The following is a 23,832-nucleotide window of genomic DNA, read 5'->3' as shown; positions in this document are numbered from 1 at the left end:
TTTGCTTGACGTGCGTGAAACTGCCCGCCCGCCGGTGCGTCACACAATGTTCACCCGGCGCTAACCTCCTGAGCTGTTCCATCCGCACCCAGTGGTGCTTCAATGCTGCAATGCAGCACGACGTTGCCCTGACCCGACACGGCATCAGCCTGGTCCCGCTCTCCCCCGCACATGCCGGTCCGCTCTTCGATTTCGTGGACTCCGGGATGTGGTCCGGCATGGCCGCCGACCAGCCCTTGAGCGCCGCGGAATTGGCCGAACTCTTCGCGGCCCGCCTCGAAGATCCGGCAACCATGCCGTTTGCCGTCGTCGAGCAGCGTACGGGAGCACTGCTTGGAACCACGTCCCTGTGCGAGTACAGTCCGCGGCAGCAGCGCCTGGAAATCGGCGGCACTTTTTACGGGCGACCGTTTTGGGGCAGCCATGTCAATCCGGCCGCGAAGCACCTGCTGTTGGCGTACTCCTTCGATGTGCTGGACGTCCACCGCGTTGCCTTCCGCTGCGACGCCCGGAATACGCGCAGCGCTGCGGCCATCCAGCGGCTCGGCGCCAGTTACGAGGGCACCCTGCGCGGGCACCGCTTCGCTCCGGACGGCAGCCGCTGCGACACCGCCGTCTTCTCGATCCTGCGCGAGGAATGGCCCCACGTGCGCGAGGCGTTGCTTGGCCGCCTCGCGCCCTTCGAACTGGCCGACAACCACTGTGCGTATGTCGCGGAACCGGCCCGGAGCGAACACGCGGCGTGACGGGTTCTTCGCGGGCCTCCTACGAGGGCTTCTCGAGGGCGCGGCTGCGGCCGGGCTTGTAGCGCGACACCGTGGGATCGCCGGAGAGCCAGAACCGCCACGGGTAGGCGGCGGAACCGCCGTCGCCCGACACTCCGACCCGGAGGCCGCTCGTGATTGCCGATGGCACCGCCGGGCTTGCCGGAAGGTCGAGGCTGAACGGTTCAGCCAAGGCATCCCGGCCGCTGTCCGCCGTGGTCAGTCCCAAAGCGGAGGCAAGCCGCGCCGGCCCGCTGGCAAGATCGTTCAGCGATCTCGACGCCGGACGGCGGGACTGCGCCAAGGCTTGCCCGGCCACCACCTCCCCTGCCCGCACCAGCAGCGCGGACGCAACGCCGTCGGGCCCGCAGACCATGTTGGCGCAATAGTGCATGCCATAGGTGAAGTAGACGTACAGGTGGCCTGCGGGACCGAACATCGGAGCGTTCCGGGCGGTGGGGCCCCCGAAGGTGTGGGATCCGGGGTCGGGTTGGGCGGAGTCCCGCGGACCCAGATACGCTTCCACCTCGCTGAGCCGGACGGACACCGTGCCCTCAGGAGTCCGGTGGCTCAACACGGCGCCGAGGAGCAAAGGGGCAACGTCCCGCGGATCTCCGGAAAGAATCGCCCGGATGGCCTCCGTGGATTGGCGCTGCGTTGTCATGCCCAGACCCTAGCAAAAAATCAGTCAATCGGATCCGCCGCCGGTGATGTCCGATTCCCGCTAGGAAGGGCCCGGGGAAGCTGACAGGATGAAGTCATGGACTTTTGGCAACGCTACTGTGCGATCGATGCGCGGGACCCCCGGTTCGACGGCCAGTTCTTCACCGCTGTGCGCTCGACGGGCATCTACTGCCGGCCGTCGTGCCCGGCACGGACGCCCAAGGCGGAAAACGTGACGTTCTACGAAACCTCGGCCGCGGCCCACGAAGCCGGGTACAGGGCGTGCAAGCGCTGCCTTCCGGAGGCGGTCCCCGGCACTCCCGCGTGGAACCTGCGCTCCGACGTCGCGGGCAGGGCCATGCGGCTCATCAACGACGGCGCGATCTCCCGGGTGGGCGTCGAAGGGCTCGCCACCAGGCTGGGCTACTCCTCCCGCCAGCTCAACAGGATCCTCAGCCATGAACTCGGCGCCGGGCCGCTGTCCTTGGCGCGGGCCAGCCGGGCCCAGACCGCCAGGACGCTCCTGGTCTCCACCTCGATGAAACTCTCGGACGTGGCGTTCGCCGCCGGTTTCAACAGTGTCCGCCAGTTCAACGACACCATCAACGAAGTCTTCGCCCTGACTCCCACCGCGCTCCGGGCCACCGCGAATCCCCCGGGCCATCACGGCAAGCCTGGCGAGGCGACGTCCCTGACCCTGAACCTCCCCTACCGGGAGCCGTTCGATACGGGGATTTTCGATTTCCTCGCGGCCCGCGCGGTTCCCGGTGTCGAGCTGGCGGGTCCCGCAAGTTACACGCGGACCCTCCGCTTGCCCCGCGGCAACGCCGTGTTCACCGTGGAGTACGACGGCGGGGCGCGCGGCGGCGCGCTGACCCTCGCCGTCAGCACCCTGGATCTCCACGACCTTCCCGTGCTGTTGAGCCGGGTGCGGCGATTGTTCGATCTCGACGCCGATCCCGTCGCCGTGGACGAGGCGTTGGCTTCCGATGCCCGGCTCGGCCCCTCAACCCGCGATACTCCGGGGATCAGGGTCCCGGGGGCCGTGGACCCCCGGGAACTGTTGATCCGCGCGATGATCGGCCAGCAAATCACCGTGGCCGCCGCCCGGACCGCTTTGAGCCACCTTTCCGACGCCGGAACCCGCCTGCCCGAAGGGCACGCAGGACAAGCACTGGGCCTGGACCGCCTGTTTCCCACGGCCGCGGAGATCGCCACCTCGGGCCGGGAACTGCTGAGGGGTCCGCAGCGGCGCATCGATTCCGTGCTGGCCGCGGCAGCAGCCATGGCAAGCGGGGACCTCGACTTCGACTACGGCGACGACCCCCAAACGCTCGCGGACAAACTGTTGCCGCTGCCCGGCGTCGGACCATGGACCGTGGGATACGTGGCGATGCGGGTCATCGGCGACCCGGACGTCTTCCTGGCGAACGATGCAGCGGTCCGGAACGGCCTCAAGAACCTCGCGGCAGCGGAAGACCTGCCTGCCGATTTCCGCAACGTGAGCCCGTGGCGTTCTTACGCCACGATGCATCTGTGGCGGGCAGCCGCAAGCAAACGCGGAGGCGCTAGTGCGCCGCGGGAACGCTCGATGGCCACGGTAGAAGCTCAGGCAAGTCAACACCGTCCGCGTCAGCAGAGGCCCGCAGGCTCCCCAGGGTAGGTGTGCGCCCGGCGAGCCAGGCGGCGATATCCGTGATCATGCCGTTGATGGCGACGGACTGCCGCCCCGAGCCGATGACCAGTTGCGGGAGGCCAAGGGGCTGAAGAACGAACTTCTGGTCGGCCGGAACACGGGCGGAGAGGAAATCAAAGAGGTGCTCGCAGAATTGCCGGCTCCAGGCTTCCGGGCCGCGGCCGATCCCCAGGTCCGTGACATGGATGACGAGTTCGCGCCAAAGCGCCAGGCCGCCGTCGAGCACGGTTCCGTTCCGGAAGCTGATCCGGGTGTTCCAGCCGGACTCCACGAGTCCGTCGAAGGCCCTCAGGGCCCGGGCAAGGGCGGCTTCGGTGGCGTCGCGGTGTTTGGCGAGGCTGTGACTCGCCGCCAGCTCAATGGCCTTCGTACGGCCCTCGTAGCCGCCGTCGTAGATGTCGATGGTCTCGCCGCGCGCGGCGTATTCCAGCTGCCTGGCCATGGCATTCGAGATGCCGGCGATGTGAGCCAGCACGTGGCCGCGGGTCCACCCGGGCAACTCGGAGGGAGCTGCGACATCGGCGTCGTCGAGTTTAGCGACAACGTCGGTGACAGTGCCGGCTGCTTTGTGGAGCTCGGCAAGAAGCGCTGAGGTAGTGATCTCGGTCATAGCGCCATAGTATCCGACAGAGTTAACCGCTGTTAACGACGATTAACTGACACCGGCGGGCATTTCGCGGCAGCGTTTGCGAAAAACCGTTTGCGAAAAACACTGCCGCGAATCCCCACCCGCCCCCTAGCCTCGCAAGCTCGGCCAGGGAACCCTGCGGGCGTGGGCCCATTGTTGTTACCCGGCGTAGCCGCGTACCGCTGCGAGTTCCGCTTCGAGGGCAAGCAGTTGGCGCTCGACGGCGGCCGGGGCCGTTCCGCCCTGGGAGTTGCGGCTGTTGAGCGAACCTTCGGTGCTGAGCACTGTGCGAACCTCGGGAGTCAAGTGCGCCGAAATGCCCGCGTACTCCTCGTCCGTCAGGTCCCACAGCTCGACGCTGCGCCCTTCGGCCAGCTTCACCGCGGCACCGGAGAGCTCGTGTGCCTCCCGGAACGGGACGCCCTGGCGGACGAGCCACTCTGCGATGTCCGTGGCAAGTGCGAAGCCCTGCGGGGCCAAGGATGCCATGCGCTCGGTGTTGAAGGTGAGCGTAGCGATCATGCCGGAAACAGCCGGGAGCAGCACTTCCAAGGTATCCGCCGCGTCGAAAACCGGTTCCTTGTCCTCCTGCAGGTCGCGGTTGTACGCGAGCGGGAGGCCCTTGAGCGTCGCCAACAGCCCGGTCAGGTTGCCGATGAGGCGCCCTGCCTTGCCGCGGGCGAGCTCGGCGACATCCGGGTTCTTCTTCTGCGGCATGATCGAGGACCCCGTGGAGTACGAATCATGGAGCGTCACGAAGGAGAACTCCTTGGTGGCCCACAGGATGACCTCCTCGGAAACCCGCGACAGGTCCACGCCGATCATCGAGCAGATCCATGCGAACTCGGCGAAGACATCGCGCGAGGCAGTGCCGTCGATCGAGTTGTGCACCGCCGAGAAGAATCCGAGGTCCGCAGCGACGGACTCGGGATCCAGGCCGAGCGAGGAACCCGCCAAGGCTCCGGAACCATACGGCGATACACCGGCGCGCTTGTCCCAGTCCTGGAACCGCTGCACATCGCGCAGCAGCGCCCAGGCATGGGCTAGCAGGTGATGGCTCAGCAGGACAGGCTGGGCATGCTGCAAGTGCGTCCGGCCAGGCATGGCAACGCCCTGGTGGGCCTTGGCCTGCTCCACGAGGGCGTCGATCGTGGCGAGCACACCGCGGGCGATGATGCGGGCGTGGTCGCGCAGGAACATGCGGCCCAGCGTGGCCACCTGGTCGTTGCGCGAACGCCCGGCCCGGAGCTTGCCGCCCAAGTGGGTTCCCGCGCGCTCAATGAGCCCGCGTTCGAGGGAACCGTGCACGTCCTCGTCGCTCTCGGCAGGCTGGTAGGCGCCGCTCGCGACGTCGTCATCCAGCAGGGTGAGCGCCGCGAGCATGCCTTCGAGTTCGCCGTCGTCGAGCAGACCGGCCTTGTGCAGCACGCGCGCGTGGGCCTTGGAGCCGGCGATGTCGTAGCGGGCCAGCCGCCAGTCGAAGTGCGTGGACTTGCTCAGCGCGGCAAGCGCATCTGCAGGGCCGCCGGCGAACCGGCCGCCCCACAGTGCGCCAGTGTTTGTCGCTTCCGATTTTTGTTCAGCCACAGGGGCTACTTTCCCGAAACCCGCAGGTCGCGGCCTGCGGCGACCTTGGAGGACATTCCCCAGAGCTCGATGAAGCCCTTGGCCTGCGACTGGTCGAAGGTGTCGCCGGTGTCGTAGGTGGCGAGGTCGAAGTCATAGAGCGAGGTGTCGGAACGGCGGCCGTTGACGATGGCCTGGCCGCCGTGCAGGACCATGCGGATGTCGCCCGAGACGTATTTCTGGGTGTCCTCGATGAAGGCGTCCAAGGAGCGCTTGAGCGGGGAGAACCACTGGCCATCGTAGACCAGCTCGGACCAGCGCTGGCCGACGGTGGCCTTGAAGCGGGCCTGCTCGCGCTCGATGGTGACGTCCTCGAGGTGCTTGTGGGCGGTGATGAGGGCCATCGCGCCGGGCGCCTCGTAGATTTCGCGGGACTTGATACCCACCAGGCGGTCCTCGACGACGTCGATGCGGCCAACGCCCTGGGCGCCGGCGCGGCGGTTCAGTTCCTGGATGACCTGGAGCGGAGTGCGCTTGACGCCGTCGACGGCCACCGGGACGCCGGCTTCGAAGGTGATGGTGACTTCGTCCGGCGCCGGCGGGAATTCCGGGGTGGCCGTGTAGTCGTAGATGTCCTTGGTGGGGGCGTTCCAGATGTCCTCGAGGTAGCCGGTTTCGACGGCGCGTCCCCAGACGTTCTGGTCGATCGAGTACGGGTTCTTCTTGGTGGTCTCGATCGGCAGTCCCTTTTCCTCGGCGAAGGCGATGGCCTTGTCGCGGGTCAGGGCGAGGTCGCGGACGGGTGCGATGCACTTCAAGTCCGGGCCCAGGGTCTGGATGCCGACCTCGAAGCGGACCTGGTCGTTACCCTTGCCGGTGCAGCCGTGCGCAACGGTGGTGGCACCGAATTCGCGGGCGGCCTTGACGAGGTGCTTGACGATCACGGGGCGTGAGATCGCCGAAACCAGCGGGTAGTGGCCCTGGTAGAGGGCGTTGGCCTTCAGCGTGGGCATGGCGTATTCGTTGGCGAATTCGTCGCGGGCGTCGGCCACGTAGGCCTCGACGGCGCCGCAGCCGAGGGCGCGCTGGCGGATGGTCTCCAGCGACTCGCCGCCCTGTCCGACGTCGACGGCCACGGCGATGACCTCGGCACCGGTGGCTTCACCGATCCAGCCGATGGCTACGGAAGTATCAAGGCCACCGGAGTAGGCCAGAACAATGCGCTCAGTCACGAGAGTGCTCCTTTGTTGTTGCTTGGTTCTTTTGAGTCAAATGCTTGGATCGGGCCGAAGGCCCGGATGGAACAGGTCAGAAGGGCTCAGTTGCCGGTCTCGGCTAGTTCCCCGGTCCGGCTTCCTGGGCCAGCTGGAGGAAGCGCGTTGCCAGTTCGGCGCCGCCGTCGGGATCCCTGGCAACCAAAAGCAAGGTGTCGTCGCCTGCGATCGTACCCAATACAGACGGCATTACCGAGTGGTCGATGGCCAGGGCGAGGAAGTTGGCGGCACCCGGCGGTGTCCGCAGCACCACGATATTGCCCGAGGCCTCGGCAGTGACCAGCAGCTCGCCGCAGAGGCGCGACAAGCGGGCGTCCAGGATTTCCTGGGTGACGCCGCTTTTTGCATTGCGGTCGCCGCCCTCGCCGGGCACCGCATAGACCAGTGCACCGTCCTTGCCGCGCACACGCACCGCCCCCAGTTCAACCAGGTCCCTGGAGAGGGTCGCCTGGGTGACCTGCACGCCGTCGTCGGCCAGCAAAGCCGCGAGTTCGGCCTGCGAGCGCACCGACTGACCGGTCAGGATCGCGGTGATCCGCGCCTGGCGGGCGGTCTTGGTGGCGGGGCTGGCGCCTTGCGACGCAGGATGGGTGGACACTAGAACGTGCTCTCTCCGGTGCCCTCAACGGGGGAAAGCCCGTCGACGAACGCGAGTCCCGAGCGGTGCATGAGCCAGGCCATGAGCGCTTTCTGGGCGTGCAAGCGGTTCTCGGCCTCGTCCCAGACGATCGACTGGGGTCCATCGATGACACCCGCGGAGATTTCGTAGCCGCGGTAGGCGGGCAGGCAGTGGAGCACGACGGCGTCCGGTGCGGCGTGTGCCATGGCGGCCTCGTCCACGGAATACCCGCGGAAGAGCTCCATCCGCGCTTCCTTCTCGGCTTCCTGCCCCATGGACACCCAGGTGTCCGTAGCGACGACGTCGGCGCCGTCGAGGGCTTCCGCGGCGTCAGTGGTGATGAGCACGGAACCGCCGGTCTCGGCGGCGCGCTCCTCGGCCGCCGCCACGATGTCGGCGGCCGGCAGGTAGCCTTCCGGACCCGAGATCCTGACGTGCATGCCCGCCGTGACGCCTGCCAGCAGATAGGAGTTGGCCATGTTGTTCGCGGCGTCGCCCAGGTAGGCCATGGTGAGGCCCTTGAGTTCGCCCTTGTGCTCCTTGACTGCCAGGAGGTCTGCCAGCAACTGGCAGGGGTGGTAGTCATCGCAGAGGGCGTTGATGACGGGAACTTTGGAGTTTTCGGCCATGGCTACGAGGCCGGAGTGCGCCGAGGTCCGCCACACGATGGTGGAGACCATGCGTTCGAGGACCTTGGCGGTGTCCTCCACGGATTCCTTGTGGCCGATCTGCGCCTCGCCCGGATTGATGATGAGCGCGTTGCCGCCCATGTCGGCGACGCCGGTGGCGAAGGACACTCGGGTACGGGTGGAGGTCTTGTCGAAGATCACGGCGACGGTCTTGCGCCCGTTGCCGGCAGCCGCGAACGGTTGGATGCTGTACGGGGCGGCCTTCATCCGGACTGCGAGCTCGAGCACCTCGGCTTGCTCGGCCGGAGTAAGGTCCGTGTCCTTGAGGAAATGACGGGTGGCGTTCACTGTGCGTCCTTAGCGGTCAGTGGTGCAGCGTTCAGGGGTGCAGCGGTTTCGGCTGCGGCCTGGATGATGCCTGGCAGCGCGTCGAGGAAGCGGTCGGCTTGCTCGGCGGTCAGGATGAGCGGCGGAGCCAGCCGGATGGTGCGCGGGCCGGGACTGTTGATGATGAAGCCCGCGTCGAGGGCAGCAGTCACCATGGCGGGCGCAATGTCGGAGTCGAGGTCGAAACCGATCAGGAGGCCTTCGCCCCGCACTTCGGTGACGGCGTCGACGTCGGACAGTCCGGCCCGCAACCGCGCGCCGACGCTGAGCACATTTTCCAGTACGCCCTGGCTTTCGATCGCATGCAGGGTGGCGAGGGCGGCGGCTGTGGCCACCGGGTTCCCGCCGAAGGTGGTGCCGTGCTGGCCCGCGGTCAGGAGCGACGACGTCGGCTCCCCGAAGGTGATGAGCGCGCCGACCGGGAAGCCACCGCCCAGGCCCTTGGCGAGCGTCACGGCGTCGGGGACGATTCCGGCGTCTTCGCTGGCCAGCCATTTGCCCGTTCGGCCGACGCCGGTCTGGACTTCGTCCAGGATGAGCAGCGCGCCTGCTTTGCTCGTCATCTCGCGGGCCGCCTGCAGGTACTCGACGCTGAGCGGGCGGACGCCGGCTTCGCCCTGGATGGGCTCCAGGAACACCGCGGCAGTGGTTTCGTCGACGGCGGCACGGAGCGCCTCGATGTCGCCGAACGGGATGTGGACGACTCCACCCGGCAGCGGCTCGAACGGCGCCCGGTACGCTTCCTTGGCGGTCAAGGCCAGCGCACCCATGGTGCGGCCGTGGAAAGCACCTTCCAGGGCGATGATCTTGGTGCGCGTGCCAGAGCTGTTGCGCCGCGCCAGCTTGAACGCGGCCTCGTTGGCTTCGGTACCGGAGTTGGCGAAGAACACCTTGGAGCCGGCAGGAGCTTTGGTGATGGCGAGGAGCTTCTCCGCGAGCGCGATCTGCGTGGGGCTCGTGAAGAAATTGGAGACGTGGCCCAGGGTGGCCAGCTGGCTGGAGATGACGGAGGTGACGAACGGGTGGGCGTGGCCCAGGGCGTTCACCGCAATCCCGCCGAGGAGGTCCAGGTATTCCTTGCCGTCGGCGTCCCACACGAGGGCACCCGCACCCCGGACCAGGACCCGCTGCGGGGTGCCGAAGACGCCCATGAGCGAGGAAGCGTAACGGGCCAGCCAGTCGCTTCCGGTGCTCTGGGAAACAAGCGTGGTTGCGGCGGGTTCCGCAGTAACGGCGGTCGGGCTCAAACCAACGGTTTCGTTCATGAGTTCACTTCCTCGTCGGGGACAACCTGGGTTCCGATGCCCGCGGTCGTAAAGGTTTCCAGGAGCATGGAGTGCGGCAGGCGGCCATCCACGATGTGCGCGCGTTCCACTCCTTCATCAATGGCCTTCAGGCAGGCCGTCATTTTCGGGATCATGCCGGACTCGAGGCGCGGCAACATCTCGCGCAACTCCGTCGCCGTCAGCGAGGAGATAAGCGAGGACTTGTCCGGCCAGTTGGCGTAGAGGCCCTCGACGTCGGTCAGGATGACGAGCTTGGATGCGCCCAGTGCCGAGGCGACCGCCGCTGCGGCCGTGTCCGCGTTGACGTTGAGGACCTGCCCCGTTGTGGAGCCCGTCCCGTCGCCCTCGTCGATGATCTCGGGTGCGACCGTGGAAATCACGGGGATGCGGCCGGCTGCGAGGATGTCCTCGATACCCGTGGGATCAACACCCACCACTTCGCCCACCAACCCGAGGTCCACTTCCTCGCCGTCCACTACGGTGCCGGTGCGCACGGCACGCAGGAGTCCGCCGTCTTCACCGGACATGCCCACGGCATAGGGTCCGTGGGAGTTGATGAGGCCCACGAGTTCGCGGCCCACTTGTCCGGTAAGCACCATGCGGACAACGTCCATGGCCTCGGGAGTGGTGACGCGCAGGCCGCCCTTGAATTCGGATTCGATGCCCAGCCGGCCGAGCATCGAGTTGATCTGCGGGCCACCCCCGTGCACGACGACGGGGTGGATACCCACGTGGTGCAGGAAGACGATGTCCTCGGCGAAGGCGCGGCGGAGTTCCTCGTTGACCATGGCGTTGCCGCCGTACTTGATCACCATGGTGGTGCCGGCGAACCGCTGGATCCACGGCAGCGCCTCGATCAGGGTCGCTGCCTTGTCCTGGGCAGTTTTTGCCGAATCGGCGCCGATGGATGTGTTTTCCCGGGTGTGCGCAGTCATGGTCATCCCGTCTAGCTCGAGTAGGCGCTGTTCTCGTGCACGTACTCGTGCGTGAGGTCGTTGGTCCAGATGGTGGCCTCGGCGTCGCCGGCCTGCAGGTCGATTTCCACGAGCACCTCGCGGGGTTCGAGGTCTACGAGGTTGCGGTCGTCGCCGATGCTGCCGTTGCGGCAGATCTGGATACCGTTCATGGAGACGTTGAGCCGGTCCGGTTCGAAGACGGCGTCGGTGGTGCCCACCGAGGACAGGACGCGGCCCCAGTTGGGGTCCTTGCCGAAGATGGCAGTCTTGAAGAGGTTGGAGCGGGCCACCGAACGGCTGACGATTTCGGCGTCGCGCTCGCTCGCCGCGTTGAACGTGCGGATGGCGATGTCGTGGCTGGCACCTTCGGCGTCACCGATCAGCTTGCGGGCAAGCTCGGCGCACACGTGGGTGACCCCGGCACCGAGCTGCTCGGCGGACGGCATGGCCTCGGAGGCCCCGGAGGCCAGCAGGACCACGGTGTCGTTGGTGGACATGCAGCCGTCGGAGTCCGTGCGGTCGAAGGTGACGCGCGTCGCGTCGCGGAGCACCACGTCGAGCTCTTCCGCCGGGACCTGGGCATCGGTGGTGAGCACCACGAGCATGGTTGCCAGGCCCGGCGCCAGCATGCCGGCGCCCTTCGCGATGCCCCCGACCGTGAACGTGTTGCCCTCGGCATCGGTTCCGGTGAAGACTGCTTCCTTCGCCACGCTGTCCGTCGTCATGATCGCCGTGGCGGCAGCGGAACCGCCGTTCTCGGAAAGTTCGGCGAACGCGGCGTCGATGCCAGGGATGATCTTGTCCATGGGCAATTGCTCGCCGATGAGTCCGGTGGAGCAAACCACGACGTCGGAGGCGGAGATCCCGAGCACGGCTGCCACTTTCTCTGCGGTTGCGTGCGTATTTTGGAAACCCTGGGGACCGGTGCAGGCGTTGGCGCCGCCGGAATTCAGCACCACTGCGTCGACGCGCCCGTCGGAGAGAACCTGGCGCGACCAGTGCACCGGCGCCGCGGCAACGCGGTTGGACGTGAAAACGGCTGCTGCGGCTTTCAGGGGACCGTCGTTGACGACGAGGGCGAGGTCCGGGTTGCCCGAGGCCTTGATGCCGGCTTTGACGCCTGCGGCCCGGAATCCCTGGGGGGCGGTGATGGTCACGGGGCAACTCCTTGGACATTGAGGCCGGCGGATTCGTCCAGGCCGAGGGCAATATTCATGGACTGCACGGCGCCGCCTGCGGTCCCTTTGGTCAGGTTGTCGATGACGCACGTGACAACCACACGGCCGGAATGCTCGTCGAAGGCCAACTGCATGACGGCGTGGTTGGAACCCTGCACCGATTTGGTGGTGGGCCACTGGCCCTCGGGCAACAGGTGGACGAACGGTTCGTCGTCGTACGCTTCAGCCCAGGCACTGCGGAGTTCCGCAGCGGTGACGCCGGGCTTGACCTTGGCTGTTGCCGTGCTCAGGATGCCCCGGCTCATGGGCGCGAGGGTGGGAGTGAAGGACACGGTGACCGGTTCACCCGCGGCGTTGGAAAGTCCCTGTTCGATCTCCGGGGTGTGGCGGTGGCCGCCGCCCACGCCATAGGGACTCATGGACCCCATGACTTCGGAACCGATGAGGTTGACCTTGGCCGCCTTGCCCGCGCCCGAGGTACCGGAGGCGGAAACTATCACGACGTCGTCCGGCTGGAGAAGCTTGTTGGCGAAGCCGGGCGTGAGGGCGAGGAGGGCCGACGTCGGGTAGCAGCCGGGAACGGCAATCCGCTTCGCTCCCTTCAAGGCGTCGCGCTGGCCGGGAAGTTCCGGCAGCCCGTACGGCCAGGTCCCCGCATGGGCGGAGCCATAGAACCTTTCCCAGGCTGCGGGGTCTTCGAGCCGGTGGTCCGCGCCGGCGTCGATCACCAGCGTGCCTTCCGGCAGCTGCGCTGCGATCTCAGCCGAGGCTCCGTGCGGGAGCGCCAGGAACACGACGTCGTGACCGGCGAGGTTTTCCACGCTGGTGTCTTCGAGAATCCGGCTGGCCAAACCGTGGAGATGCGGCTGCAACTCCCCTAGTCTGGAACCGGCGTTGCTGTGCGCAGTGATGGCACCGATGGTGACGTCGGGGTGGCCTGCCAGAAGGCGCAGCACCTCTCCCCCGGCATAGCCGCTGGCACCGGAGACGGCAACAGAAATAGTCATGGCACGACTATACAGCAAAACTATTCATGGTTGCCGATATTTATGCACGCCCTTTTCCGGAGCTTCTTCGAGCCACTCCCGGAAGCAGCCCGTCTCGGCACAACCCCTTTGGGAGCGTATGCTGAATAGAGGGTGATCTAGACCGTGCAGCCGATCGTCGGTTGCAGCGTTGCCCGTTATGTATTACGGGGCAACTGCATATGTCACAGACCTCCACCACGGAACGTCCTCATAAGGGCGTCCGGCCACCCAACGCCGTCGTTCTTAGCTATTCCGAACTGCTCAAGACGGTCCGCGCGGAAGGGCTTTTGAAGCGCCGCGTCGGTTTTTACATCAGCGTTTTCGCTTCCCTGGTCCTCTTGCTGACCGGCACCTGGTTCGGCTTCGCGCTGATTGGGCCCAGCTGGTACCAGCTCCTCATCGCCGCGGCCCTGGGCATCCTTTGCACCCAGTTGAGCTTCCTTGCCCACGAGGCCGGCCACCGCCAGATTTTCGCGTCCCGCAGGGCCAATGACTGGTCCGCCCGCATCCTGGCCACTTCGGTTGCCGGCATCAGCTACGCCTGGTGGGAACAGAAGCACGGCGCGCACCACAACAGCCCGAACGTGATTTCGAAGGACCCGGACATCAAAACCGGAGCCCTGGCATTCCATGTTGAAGCCGCTGCCGGCAGGCAGGGACGCTTCGCGTTCCTCACCCGCAGGCAAGGCTGGTTCTTCTTCCCGCTCCTCTTGCTGCTGGGCATCAGCCTGCAGTGGGAGTCCTTGATGTACATCTTCCGGCCCGGAGCCATCAAGCACCGCTGGGTGGAAACCCCCATCCTCCTGGCACGGCTTCTCGCGCTGCCGGTCCTCGCCTTCACGTTCCTTCCGCTTGGCATGGCATTTGCCTTCCTGGGCGTCCAGATCATGGTGTTCGGCTTCTACATGGGTGCTTCCTTCGCCCCGAACCACAAGGGCATGCCGGTCCTCCCGGCAGACTCGCGGGTCGATTTCCTTCGCCGCCAGATTCTGACCGCCAGGAACATCTCCGGCGGCCCGTTCATGAACATCCTCCTGGGCGGCCTCAACCACCAGGCGGAGCACCACTTGTTCCCGGACATGGCCCGCCCGCACTTGCGCCGCGCTTCGGAGATCGTTCGGAGCTACTGCGAAAAGCATTCCATTCCTTATACGGAAACCACGTTGATGCAGTCGTACGGCATCGTCGTTCGGTACCTCAACGAGGTAGGACTCGCCGCAGGCCGCGGCTTTGACTGCCCCGTCGCATCCGCGCACGGCAGGGGCTGACGCGCCCGGAAGGCCACGGGCCACGTTACGGCGAACCACGGCCCCCAGCAGCTGACTGGACACTCGACGGACTCCGCTCCCTAGGATGGTTGTGTGAATGCGGGCACGAAAGTGCCTCGACGGAGAAGGAGACCCATGACGCAAGCGATCATTGCCCGGCAAGCGGGAGGACCTGAAGTCCTCGAACTCACCGAAGCAGAGGTTCCGGTTCCTGGCCCGCGACAGCTCCTCGTCAAAGTTGCAGCCGCCGGAGTGAACTTCATTGACACGTATCAGCGCAGCGGCACCTACAAGGTCGAGTATCCGTTCACCCCCGGCTCCGAGTCTGCAGGCACCGTGGAGGCCATCGGCCCCGACGTCGAGGACTTCGCCGTCGGAGACAGGGTCGCTACGGCTGAAGGATCCCGCAGCTACGCGGGGTACACCCTCGTAGACGCCGACAAAGCGCTTCCCGTGCCGGACGGCGTCGACGACCACACAGCGGCAGCACTGCCGCTGCAGGGAATGACCGCGCACTACCTGATCAACTCTTCCTTCCGCGTGGAACCGGGCCAGACCGTCCTGACGCATGCCGGCGCCGGCGGCGTGGGACTCATCCTGACGCAGTTGCTCAAGGCCCGGGGCGCACGCGTCATCACCACGGTCTCCTCGGACGAGAAGGAAGCCCTTGCCCGGGAAGCCGGCGCGGACGAAGTCCTGCGCTACACCGGATTTGCGGACAAGGTCCGCGAGCTCACCGATGGCACGGGCGTGAACGTGGTGTACGACGGCGTCGGCAAGGATACTTTTGACGGTTCCCTCGCGAGCTTGCGCGTCCGCGGCGCGCTCGTCCTGTTCGGGGCGGCTTCCGGGCCTGTGCCACCCTTCGATCCCCAGCGGCTGAACGCGGGCGGATCGCTGTCCCTGACGCGCCCCACCCTTGGCCATTTCCTCCAGAACCCGCAGGAGCGGCGCTGGCGCTCGGCTGAAGTCTTCGGCGCTGCCGCCAGCGGCGCGCTCAAAGTCCGGATTGGCGGAACATACCCGCTCGCCGACGCAGCCCAGGCCCATCGCGACCTGGAGGGCCGCAACACCACCGGCAAGCTACTGTTGCTCCCATAATCGAATAAACAGCACGTTGGCTTTTCACTTAGCATTGGGCTAGGCCATGGCAACGGTCACGCGGCCGCTGACACTTTTTGTTCACTTCAATCCGAGAAGCTTCGAACGTGACCCAGGAACATGAAATCCCGGCGGACAGCCTGGAACTCCAAGCGGTGCATCTGCCCCAGCTGCAAGGTTCAGCAGCCGCCCCGCCCGCGCGCACGCTCGTGGAGATCCTCCACGACACGGCCCTGGCATTTCCGGAGGCTTCTGCCCTCGACGACGGGCAGAAGTCGCTGAGTTATTCAGAACTCATGGCACAGGTACACGGTTTTGCTGCAACGCTCAACGCAGCCGGTCTGGGCCCCGGGGACAAGATCGGCGTCCGGGTTCCCTCCGGATCCAACGATCTCTACATTGCCATCCTGGCGATCCTCTCGATTGCGGCCGCCTATGTGCCCGTGGACGCGGACGATCCCGAGGAACGGGCACGGCTGGTTTTCGGAGAAGCCAAAGTGTCTGCCGTCGTCACCAAGGGCGGCAGGATCGATGTGTCCGCGGACCGCCCCACACCGCACCCGACTCCGCGCGCACCCGGGCTGGACGACGATTCCTGGGTCATCTTCACCTCGGGGTCCACCGGCACGCCGAAGGGTGTGGCAGTGCGACACCGTTCATCCGCCGCCTTTGTCGACGCCGAAGCCCGGCTCTTCCTCCAGCAGGATCCGATCGGACCGCAGGACCGGGTCCTCGCCGGCCTTTCCGTGGCCTTCGACGCTTCCTGCGAAGAAATGTGGCTGGCGTGGCGGCACGGCGCCTGCCTTGTCCCGGCCCCGCGCGCCTTGGTGCGTTCCGGCGTGGACCTTGGCCCGTGGCTCATCAACCACGGCATCACGGTGGTTTCCACCGTTCCCACACTCGCGGCCCTGTGGCCCGCGGAAGCCCTCGAAAACGTGCGCCTGCTCATTTTCGGTGGCGAAGCCTGCCCTCCGGAACTCGCCGAGCGTCTCGCCGTTGACGGCCGCGAAGTGTGGAACACCTATGGCCCCACCGAAGCAACCGTCGTGGCCTGCGCGGCTCCCCTAGGCGGGGATGGCCCGGTGCGGATTGGACTGCCGCTGGACGGCTGGGACCTCGCCGTCGTCGATGCTGCCGGTATTCCCGTCGCGGAAGGCGAGACAGGCGAACTGATCATTGGCGGCGTCGGACTGGCCCGCTACCTCGACCCGGCCAAGGACGCCGAAAAGTACGCCCCCATGCCGTCCCTCGGGTGGGAACGCGCATACCGCTCCGGCGACCTCGTCCGCTACGAGGAAGCCGGCCTCATTTTCCAGGGCCGCGCGGATGAACAGGTCAAGCTTGGCGGCCGGCGCATCGAACTCGGTGAGATTGACGCCGCCCTGCAGGCCCTCCCGGGAGTCGCCGGCGCCGCGGCTGCGGTCCGCACGACGGCGGCGGGGAACCAGATACTGGTCGGCTACCTGGCTCCGGCCGGACCAGGGGACATCGACCTCGCAGCGTCCCGCGAATTGCTCACGGAAAGCCTTCCCGCCGCGCTGATCCCGCTGCTGACGGTCGTCGATTCGCTTCCGACCAAGACCAGCGGCAAAGTGGACCGGCATTCGCTTCCCTGGCCACTGGCCGGCGCGGGCGCCGCGGATGCCGACAAAGCACCACTCAACCTCCCCGAGGACGCCCAATGGGTGGTTGAACAGTGGGAAAGCGTCCTCGGCTCCAGCGTCACCTCGCTCGACGCCGATTTCTTCGCCTACGGCGGCGGCTCCCTCGCCGCAGCCCAACTCGTCTCGGCGCTGCGCGTGCGGTACCCCACCATCACGGTGGCCGAAATCTATGCAACTCCTCGCGTAGGCGCCTTGATCGACGCCGCGCGGCAGTCACTGCCGGAAGGCGGCATCCAAGGGCCGGCGGCCGAACGCACGGTCCGCCCCACCTCCCGGAAATCGCAGATCTTCCAGACCCTGATGGGAATCTTCCTCAACATCCTGGTGGGCATGCGTTGGCTCACGTACCTCATGGCCGCCAACCGCTTACTGGCCGACTTCGCCGGTTTCACCGCCGCTCCCGTGGTGTCCTGGTGGTGGATCCTGGCATCGTGGCTGGTGTTCGTCAGCCCGCCGGGACGCATGGGGATCTCGATTCTGGCCGCGCGAACCCTTTTGCGCGGCGTCAGTCCCGGAACGTACCCGCGCTCGGGCAAAGTCCACTTGAAGCTGTGGCTGGCAGAACAGATCCAGGACCTTTCAGGCGCCATCAGCCTCGCGAGCGCTCCGTGGGTTCCCTACTACGCCAGGGCACTCGGGGCGAAGATCGGGAACAACGTCCATTTGCACTCGCTGCCTCCGGTCACCGGACTGCTCTCCTTGGGCAGCGGCTCCAACATCGAACCCGAAGTGGACCTCTCTGCCTGGTGGATCGACGGCGACTTCGTCCACATCGGCGCCATCCACGTAGGTGCCGGCGCCACAGTCGGCTCCCGCAGCACCCTCATGCCGGGAACCAGCATCGGCGCAGGTGCGCGCGTGGAGCCCGGCTCCGCGGTGTTGGGCAAGGTCAAGGCCGGGCATCTTGTTGCCGGCTCCCCCGCCGAGCGCCGCGGCAAAGCCAAGAATGGCTGGCCCGAGACCCCTTCGTCACACCACCTGATCGGCAGGCTCTGGTTTGCGGCATTCGCTGCGGCCTCGGCGCTGCTCGCCCTGATCCCCTACATCTCGGCATTCGTCGCTGCGATCGTCATCCTGGCATTCATCCAAGGCAGGAGTTCCCTGCAGGACGCCTTCCCGGAACTCCTGCCTGCCATCCCCTTGGCGGCCTTGGCCTGGTTCCTGTGCAATCTCCTCTTGATCCTGGCGACCACCCGGATGCTCGGCGTCGGCCTCAAGGAGGGGTACTACCGGGTCCGCAGCCGCGTCGGCTGGCAGGTCTGGGCCACCGAACGTGTGCTGGACATGGCACGGGACCTGCTCTTCCCGATCTACGCCAGCCTCTTCACCCCGGTGTGGTTGCGCCTGCTGGGTGCCAAGGTAGGCCGCAACGTGGAAGCTTCCACGGTGCTCCTGCTTCCAGGCATGACGACCATCGGCGAAGGCGCGTTCCTCGCCGACGACACCATGGTGGCCTCCTACGAGCTCGGCGGCGGCTGGATGAAAATCGCTCCGGCCAAGATCGGCAAACGCTCCTTCCTGGGCAATTCCGGCATGACCGCCGCAGGCCGCAGCGTTCCCAAGAACTCACTCGTGGCGGTCCTGTCCGCCACGCCGGCCAAGGCCAAATCGGGCACCTCCTGGCTGGGGAGTCCTCCCGTCAGGCTGCGCAGGACTGCCGTCAATGCGGATCAGAGCCTCACCTTCAACCCGCCGTTGGCCCTCAAGGCCAAACGGGCCCTGTGGGAACTGTGCCGCTTGGTGCCGGTCATGCTGACGGTGGGGATCGCCGTCGGCATCATGCTGGTCCTCGACTGGATCGCCACCGAGACCTCCTACTGGCTCGCCGCCGTCCTTGGAGGCGTCGTGATCCTCGCCGCGGGTGCCGTGGCGGCTGCGAGTTCGGTGGCCGCGAAGTGGGTCTTGGTCGGGCGCATCAAAGAGGGCGAACATCCCCTGTGGAGCTCGTTCATTTGGCGCAACGAGGTGGTGGACACCTTCATCGAAATGGTCAGTGCCCCTTGGTTTGCGCGTTCAGCATCCGGCACGCCGGCGTTGGTGTGGTGGCTCCGGGCGCTCGGCGCGAAAATCGGCCGGGGTACCTGGTGCGAGAGCTACTGGCTGCCCGAAGCCGACCTCGTCACGCTCGGCGAAAGCTCCACGGTCAACCGCGGCTGCGTGGTCCAGACACATCTCTTCCATGACCGCATCATGAGCATCGACACCGTGGTCCTCGGTGACGGCGCCACGATGGGTCCGCACGGCGTGATCCTGCCGCGCGCCAGCATCGGGGCCGGCGGAACGGTGGGACCGGCGTCGCTCGTCATGCGTGGAGAGACGGTTCCCGCGGGCACCTACTGGATGGGCAACCCCGTCAGCCCGTGGTCCGGGCCGTAGCGTAGATTGGCAAGGGGGCTTATTAATTACCAGCCCATGAGGACCCCGACACAACAAGCTACACGGAGGCAGCCAGCGCACATGAGCCGCAGCGAACCCGGAACACCCCAAGCGCGGGAAACCACTACAACTGCCGCCGATCCCTACACCCTGCACCATGGGAGCACGGCATTCCAGGTCCTGAGGTATGAACTGGACCTGGACTACAGCCTGGGCAGCAACCGGCTTAACGGACGCGCCGTGCTCCGTTGCGTCACGCTCGAAGACACGGACTCCGTAGTCCTCGACCTGGTAGGCATGAAGGCTTCCAAAATCCTGGTTGACGGCAAGAAAGTGCCGAAGTTCAGCCCGCGCGGCGAACACCTCGTGATCACCACCAAAGACCGCTTGCGGGCAGGCCAGCACTTCACGGTTGAACTCCGCTACGACGGCAACCCGAAGCCGCGCCGGGGCCTGTGGGGCGAAGTCGGGTGGGAAGAGCTCGAAGACGGCGTGCTGGTTGCCGGGCAGCCGAACGGCGCCGCGTCCTGGTTCCCGTGCAACGACCATCCCCGGCACAAGTCCAGCTACTTGATCAGCATCACCACCGACGACAACTACCGCGCCATCTGCAACGGCCGCCTCGTCTCCCACAGCAGGAAATCAAGCCGCGAAACCTGGGTCTACGAACAGGCCGAGCCGATGGCAAGCTATCTCGCCACCGTGCAAATCGGACGCTACCGGCTTCACCAGCTCAGCCCCGCCCCGGGTGGGGTCCGCGCCGGAACTGCCCATCACGCCGAAGCCCTGCGGCAGGCTCCGGTGCCCCAGTTCGTTGCGGTCTCCCCCGGTTTGTTGACCGAGGCCCGCGAAGGCCTGGCACGGCAGGCCGACATGATGCGCACCTTTGTGGAGTGTTTCGGTCCGTATCCCTTTGCCGAATACACGGCCGTGGTGACCGAGGACGAACTGGAAATACCGCTTGAGGCCCAGACCCTCTCCATCTTCGGCCGGAACCACATGGAGCAATCGTGGGACGCGCAGCGCCTCATCGCCCACGAGCTGTCCCACCAGTGGTTCGGCAACTCGCTCACCGTGAGCAGCTGGCGGGACATCTGGTTGCATGAGGGCTTCGCGTGCTATGCCGAGTGGATCTGGTCCGAAGAGGCGGGCGTCATGTCCCTCGCCAACCGCGCAAGGGCCGCGTGGCGCAAGCTCGACATGGGCGCCCAGGACCTCGTGATCGGGGATCCCGGACCGGAGCACATGTTCGATGACCGCGTCTACAAGCGCGGGGCCCTGGCCCTCCACGCCGTCCGCCGCGCATGTGGAGACGAACCGTTCTTCGGATTGCTGCGCCATTGGACCGAGGCCAAGCGCCACAGCTCGGTCTCCACGGAGGAATTCATCGCTGCGGCAAACACTTACGTCCCGGGGCTCGACGCGGCAAGTGTCCTGGAACCGTGGCTGTACCAGGCAAGGGTGCCCGCTTTCGGCTGATCCCGGAAATCCAGCCTGTCCAAGGACTTAGCGTGCCGATATCGCGAGGGCGGCAAGCAGTCCGGCCGGAAGATCCCGGCCGCCCGCGCTTGACGGGAGTTCGAGGTCCCACAGCCCCGCCCTGTCAAGCACATCGAGGGAATCCGGGGCCACCCTGAGCCCGTCGCCCGTCATCTTCAACCAGGCTTCCTTGCGCGCCCACAATCGTGCTCGCTCCTGGGCCCGCCCCGCGGGATCCAGCGCGTCGAGATGGCGCCGCTCCCGCACGGTCAGGGCGACGTCGTCGAAGCCGGTGAACTCCGTGCCCGCGGCATTTTCCAGGTCGGCGCCCACCCGGAGCCCTGGTCCGGGGTGTACGACGGCGGCAAACAGAACCCAGCCCGACGACCGTGAGGCGCTAAGCGCCAAGGGTGCGGGGCCGCCGTCGAGCAGGTATCCGGGCCGACCATGCGCGATGTCCGGACCGGAACCGCAGTCCGGGCACTCGTAGGCCGCCTGGAGCTTCGAGGCGGGAACACCCAGAAGGGTGGCCGCGAAGTCTTGCTGCGCCAGCCTGGAGGCCAGGAATTCCAGGCGCAGGGCCGGGGCCATGGTGTTTGCCCGAAGCGTCTCGGCCGGAGACAGCAATTCCGCCGCGATCTTTTCGATGGCGGCGGAATCGGCAGGGTCCAAGGACTGGATGTGGACAGCCAGCCCCTGGACCCCCGGGTTGATGTCCGTCAGCGCTGGACTGCCCCGAATCGCTCTGCGGCGACGGCGACGGCGGCCTCACGTGCCGCCGATGCCTCGTCGGCGGTCAAAGTGCGGTCCGAGGCACGGAACCGCAGCCCGAACGCGAGCGACTTCTTGCCGTCTTCGATCCCCTGGCCCGCGTAGACATCGAACAAGGCGACGTCTTCGAGGAGTTCGCCGGCGCCTTCCCGGAGGGCCGCCAGCACTGCGTCCGCCGGAACGTCCTGCGGCACCACAAGGGCTACGTCCTGGGTGGCCACCGGGAAACCGGAGATGTGCTTGGCGACAATGACGTCCGGAGCGGCGTCGAACAGTGCGTCCGCATTGAGCTCGAGGGCAACGGAGCGCGCCGGCATGTCATGGGCGGCGAGCAGCTTGGGGTGCAACTCGCCGGCGTAGCCGACGACGTCGCCGGAGCGGAGCGCCAACCGGGCGGCCCGGCCCGGGTGGAACGCCTGGTGGCTGCCTTGGCTGACGACGAGTTCGACGCCGAGGACGTCGCCGACGAGCCGGGCAACATCCAGGGCGTCGGCCCAGTCCCAGGCACGCGGGGTGTGGGCCGCGGCTGCCGGGGAATCATGGCCGGTCAAGACCGCGGCAATGTGCAGCGGCTGGTCCGGGACGCCGTCGTACAGTCCGTCAAGGACCTCGTCGGTTGGCTTGACTCCCAGCGGCGGGATGGATGCCGTGCCGAGCTGACCGTCGGGAAGGAACACCGAGCCTGCCTCGAAAAGGGCGAGATCGCGGAAACCGCGGGAGTGGTTGCGGCGGGCCACGTCGATCAGGCCCGGAAGCACGGACGTACGCAGGTAGCCATGTTCCTCGCTGATCGGGTTGGCCAATTTGAGGGCGGTGCGTGCCGCGCCTTCCTCTGCCACGCCGAAGGTGTCGTTGGCCGACTTGGAGACAAACGGGTACGACAGGACCTCGGTGAGCCCGGCGTCGGCGAGGGCCTGGAGCACGCGGCGTTTTTGCTGCTGGGTCCGGGTCAGGCCGCGGCCAGGAGGGGCCACGGGCAGGGTTGCCGTGATGTTGTCGTAGCCCACCAGCCTCGCGATTTCCTCGGAGAGGTCTTCCTTGGTTTCCAGGTCGTTGCGCCAGCTCGGTGCCGTGACCACGTAGGAGTCGCTCGCTTCGTCCTTCAGGACGATGGCGCCGAGGTCCTTGAGGGAACCCGTGATTTGCTCTTCCGTGAAGTCGATGCCGATCCGGGAGGCCGCGTAGCCTGCCGGCAGCTCGATGGTGACGGCGTCAGGTGCCGTCCCGACGTCGGTGCCGGCTTCCTCCGCCGTCCCGCCGGCCAGTTCCACCAGGAGGTCGACGACGCGCTGGGCAGCTACGTTGGCAACCTGCCAATCCACACCGCGTTCGAATCGCTTGGACGCCTCCGACGGCAGCTTGTGCCTGCGGCGCGAGCGACCGATCGAGACCTCGTCGAAGTGCGCGGCCTCGACCAGGATGTTGGTGGTCGAATCGGAAACCTCGGTGTTGGCTCCCCCCATCACGCCGGCGATGCCGATTGCACCGGAGTCGTCGGTGATCAGGAGGTCTTCGACGTCGAGCGCGCGCACTTTGTCGTCAAGGGTGGTGATCTTCTCGCCCGCGACGGCTCGGCGGACCACGATGTCGCCCGAAAGCTTGTCGAGGTCGTAGCAGTGGTTCGGCTGGCCGAGTTCGAGCATCACGTAGTTGGAAATGTCGACAGGCAGCGAAATGGAGCGGATGCCGGCAAGACGCAGCCGGGAGACCATCCATGGCGGGGTGGGACGGGTTGCGTCCACGCCGCGGACCGTGCGGGCCACGAAACGGTCGCAACCAGGCTTGCCGTAGATGGGGGCGTCGTCGTTGAGCTTGACGCCATAGCCGCCGGAGAGCGCCGCGGGGGCGTTGACCTTGGCCGCCGGGTCCGTGAAGACGGTTCCGGTGGCGTGGGCGTACTCGCGTGCCACGCCACGAATGGAGAACGCGTAGCCGCGGTCCGGGGTGACGTTGATTTCTGCGGCTTCGTCGTAGAGGCCCAGCAGGGACATGGCGTCGGTCCCGATTTCGGGATCCAAGCCGATGCGGGAGAGCACCAGGATGCCGTCGTGGTCCTCGCCGATGCCGAGTTCACGGACGGAGGCGATCATGCCTGCCGACAGGTGCCCGTAGGTCTTGCGGGCGGAAATGTGGAAGTCACCCGGGAGCACGGCGCCCGGGAGGGTCACCACAACCTTGTCTCCCTCGACGAAGTTGTGGGCACCGCAAATGATGCCCTGCACGCCGGAAGGATCGATGCCCTTGCCGGTCAGGGTCTGCTCCTGGCCTTCAGGGACAACGCGGACCTGGCACCAGTTGATGGTCTTGCCGTTGGACTGCGGTTCCTTGACGAGGCTCAGGACCTGGCCCACCACGATGGGACCCTTGAGTTCGTCCGTGGGGCGGTGGACCGCTTCTTCCTCAAAACCGACCTTGACGAGTTCCGCCATGACGTCTTCGGCCGTGGCGTCGGCCGGAACCTGCGCGAATTCACGCAGCCATGTAAGTGGGATACGCACT

General features: G+C 66.6%; 18 protein-coding genes. 6 read left to right on the top strand and 12 right to left on the bottom strand.

Annotated features, from left to right (window positions below; genetic code table 11):
- Positions 1-110: 110 nt before the first annotated feature.
- Positions 111-746, top strand: coding sequence for a GNAT family N-acetyltransferase (locus tag OIT41_RS07490; protein ID WP_241708876.1), 636 nt, complete (start codon positions 111-113; stop codon positions 744-746).
- A gap of 19 nt (positions 747-765) precedes the next feature.
- Here OIT41_RS07490 and OIT41_RS07485 read toward each other — a convergent pair whose 3' ends face one another.
- Positions 766-1,428, bottom strand: coding sequence for a DNA-3-methyladenine glycosylase (locus tag OIT41_RS07485; RefSeq protein ID WP_264637694.1), 663 nt, complete (start codon positions 1,426-1,428; stop codon positions 766-768).
- A 96-nt stretch (positions 1,429-1,524) separates the two neighbouring features.
- On the opposite strand from OIT41_RS07485, the gene OIT41_RS07480 reads away from it, so the two are divergent.
- A complete protein-coding gene (locus tag OIT41_RS07480; RefSeq protein WP_264637693.1) occupies positions 1,525-3,090 on the top strand; it encodes an AlkA N-terminal domain-containing protein in 1,566 nt (521 codons plus the stop codon).
- Here OIT41_RS07480 and OIT41_RS07475 read toward each other — a convergent pair.
- The 9 genes from OIT41_RS07475 to argC all read right to left on the bottom strand — a co-directional run bounded on the left by OIT41_RS07475 (position 2,996) and on the right by argC (position 12,653).
- Complete coding sequence (locus OIT41_RS07475; RefSeq protein WP_078105634.1) at positions 2,996-3,733, bottom strand: maleylpyruvate isomerase family mycothiol-dependent enzyme; 738 nt, start codon at positions 3,731-3,733, stop codon at positions 2,996-2,998. The two genes, OIT41_RS07480 and OIT41_RS07475, sit on opposite strands and share 95 nt — an antisense overlap.
- 177 nt (positions 3,734-3,910) lie before the next feature.
- Positions 3,911-5,338 (bottom strand): argininosuccinate lyase, encoded by a 1,428-nt coding sequence (gene argH / locus OIT41_RS07470; protein WP_264637692.1) that lies wholly within the window; start codon positions 5,336-5,338, stop codon positions 3,911-3,913.
- A 5-nt stretch (positions 5,339-5,343) separates the two neighbouring features.
- Entirely contained in the window at positions 5,344-6,549 is a 1,206-nt protein-coding gene (locus tag OIT41_RS07465; protein ID WP_264637691.1) for an argininosuccinate synthase, read from the bottom strand.
- Positions 6,550-6,652: 103 nt separating this feature from the next.
- Complete coding sequence (locus OIT41_RS07460) at positions 6,653-7,189, bottom strand: arginine repressor (protein ID WP_241708869.1); 537 nt, start codon at positions 7,187-7,189, stop codon at positions 6,653-6,655.
- The gene (gene argF, locus OIT41_RS07455) at positions 7,189-8,187 is read right to left on the bottom strand and encodes an ornithine carbamoyltransferase (RefSeq protein ID WP_241708866.1); all 999 of its coding nucleotides are present in this window, start codon (positions 8,185-8,187) and stop codon (positions 7,189-7,191) included. Before argF ends, OIT41_RS07460 begins: the two co-directional genes overlap by 1 nt.
- Entirely contained in the window at positions 8,184-9,491 is a 1,308-nt protein-coding gene (locus OIT41_RS07450) for an acetylornithine transaminase (protein WP_241708865.1), read from the bottom strand. Before OIT41_RS07450 ends, argF begins: the two co-directional genes overlap by 4 nt.
- Positions 9,488-10,447: an acetylglutamate kinase gene (argB, locus tag OIT41_RS07445; RefSeq protein WP_241708861.1), complete on the bottom strand. Its 960-nt coding sequence runs from the start codon at positions 10,445-10,447 to the stop codon at positions 9,488-9,490. Before argB ends, OIT41_RS07450 begins: the two co-directional genes overlap by 4 nt.
- Positions 10,448-10,458: 11 nt before the next feature.
- Positions 10,459-11,625 (bottom strand): bifunctional glutamate N-acetyltransferase/amino-acid acetyltransferase ArgJ, encoded by a 1,167-nt coding sequence (gene argJ, locus OIT41_RS07440; protein ID WP_241708860.1) that lies wholly within the window; start codon positions 11,623-11,625, stop codon positions 10,459-10,461.
- A complete protein-coding gene (gene argC, locus OIT41_RS07435; protein WP_241708859.1) occupies positions 11,622-12,653 on the bottom strand; it encodes an N-acetyl-gamma-glutamyl-phosphate reductase in 1,032 nt (343 codons plus the stop codon). Before argC ends, argJ begins: the two co-directional genes overlap by 4 nt.
- 200 nt (positions 12,654-12,853) lie before the next feature.
- On the opposite strand from argC, the gene OIT41_RS07430 reads away from it, so the two are divergent.
- The 4 genes from OIT41_RS07430 to OIT41_RS07415 all read left to right on the top strand — a co-directional run bounded on the left by OIT41_RS07430 (position 12,854) and on the right by OIT41_RS07415 (position 20,562).
- Entirely contained in the window at positions 12,854-13,942 is a 1,089-nt protein-coding gene (locus OIT41_RS07430; RefSeq protein ID WP_078105643.1) for a fatty acid desaturase family protein, read from the top strand.
- 135 nt (positions 13,943-14,077) lie between these two features.
- The gene (locus OIT41_RS07425; protein ID WP_241708858.1) at positions 14,078-15,043 is read left to right on the top strand and encodes a quinone oxidoreductase family protein; all 966 of its coding nucleotides are present in this window, start codon (positions 14,078-14,080) and stop codon (positions 15,041-15,043) included.
- Positions 15,044-15,150: 107 nt separating this feature from the next.
- The gene (locus OIT41_RS07420; RefSeq protein WP_264637690.1) at positions 15,151-19,083 is read left to right on the top strand and encodes a Pls/PosA family non-ribosomal peptide synthetase; all 3,933 of its coding nucleotides are present in this window, start codon (positions 15,151-15,153) and stop codon (positions 19,081-19,083) included.
- 81 nt (positions 19,084-19,164) lie between these two features.
- Positions 19,165-20,562 carry a M1 family metallopeptidase gene (locus tag OIT41_RS07415; RefSeq protein WP_264637689.1) on the top strand — a complete coding sequence of 466 codons (1,398 nt, stop codon included), beginning with the start codon at positions 19,165-19,167 and terminating at the stop codon, positions 20,560-20,562.
- A 27-nt stretch (positions 20,563-20,589) separates the two neighbouring features.
- On the opposite strand, the gene OIT41_RS07410 is transcribed toward OIT41_RS07415, so the two are convergent.
- Both OIT41_RS07410 and pheT read right to left on the bottom strand, forming a co-directional pair.
- Positions 20,590-21,234, bottom strand: coding sequence for a 4'-phosphopantetheinyl transferase family protein (locus OIT41_RS07410; protein WP_264637688.1), 645 nt, complete (start codon positions 21,232-21,234; stop codon positions 20,590-20,592).
- 47 nt (positions 21,235-21,281) lie between these two features.
- Positions 21,282-23,831, bottom strand: a complete 2,550-nt coding sequence (gene pheT, locus OIT41_RS07405) for a phenylalanine--tRNA ligase subunit beta (RefSeq protein ID WP_264637687.1) — start codon at positions 23,829-23,831, stop codon at positions 21,282-21,284.
- Between the last annotated feature and the right edge of the window lies 1 nt (position 23,832).

The sequence above is a fragment of the Arthrobacter sp. YA7-1 genome, from assembly GCF_025960325.1.
Taxonomy (GTDB): domain Bacteria; phylum Actinomycetota; class Actinomycetes; order Actinomycetales; family Micrococcaceae; genus Arthrobacter; species Arthrobacter bambusae_A.
This window is presented reverse-complemented; position numbering and strand designations above follow the sequence as displayed.

What these genes read in the sequence shown, in the direction of transcription:
- OIT41_RS07485 (WP_264637694.1), bottom strand. Translation starts at nt 1,428, where the DNA reads ATGACAACGCAGCGCCAATCCACGGAGGCCATCCGGGCGATTCTTTCC.
- argC (WP_241708859.1), bottom strand. Translation starts at nt 12,653, where the DNA reads ATGACTATTTCTGTTGCCGTCTCCGGTGCCAGCGGCTATGCCGGGGGA.
- OIT41_RS07475 (WP_078105634.1), bottom strand. Translation starts at nt 3,733, where the DNA reads ATGACCGAGATCACTACCTCAGCGCTTCTTGCCGAGCTCCACAAAGCA.
- OIT41_RS07480 (WP_264637693.1), top strand. Translation starts at nt 1,525, where the DNA reads ATGGACTTTTGGCAACGCTACTGTGCGATCGATGCGCGGGACCCCCGG.
- OIT41_RS07415 (WP_264637689.1), top strand. Translation starts at nt 19,165, where the DNA reads ATGAGCCGCAGCGAACCCGGAACACCCCAAGCGCGGGAAACCACTACA.
- OIT41_RS07450 (WP_241708865.1), bottom strand. Translation starts at nt 9,491, where the DNA reads ATGAACGAAACCGTTGGTTTGAGCCCGACCGCCGTTACTGCGGAACCC.
- OIT41_RS07430 (WP_078105643.1), top strand. Translation starts at nt 12,854, where the DNA reads ATGTCACAGACCTCCACCACGGAACGTCCTCATAAGGGCGTCCGGCCA.
- OIT41_RS07425 (WP_241708858.1), top strand. Translation starts at nt 14,078, where the DNA reads ATGACGCAAGCGATCATTGCCCGGCAAGCGGGAGGACCTGAAGTCCTC.
- argB (WP_241708861.1), bottom strand. Translation starts at nt 10,447, where the DNA reads ATGACTGCGCACACCCGGGAAAACACATCCATCGGCGCCGATTCGGCA.
- OIT41_RS07490 (WP_241708876.1), top strand. Translation starts at nt 111, where the DNA reads ATGCAGCACGACGTTGCCCTGACCCGACACGGCATCAGCCTGGTCCCG.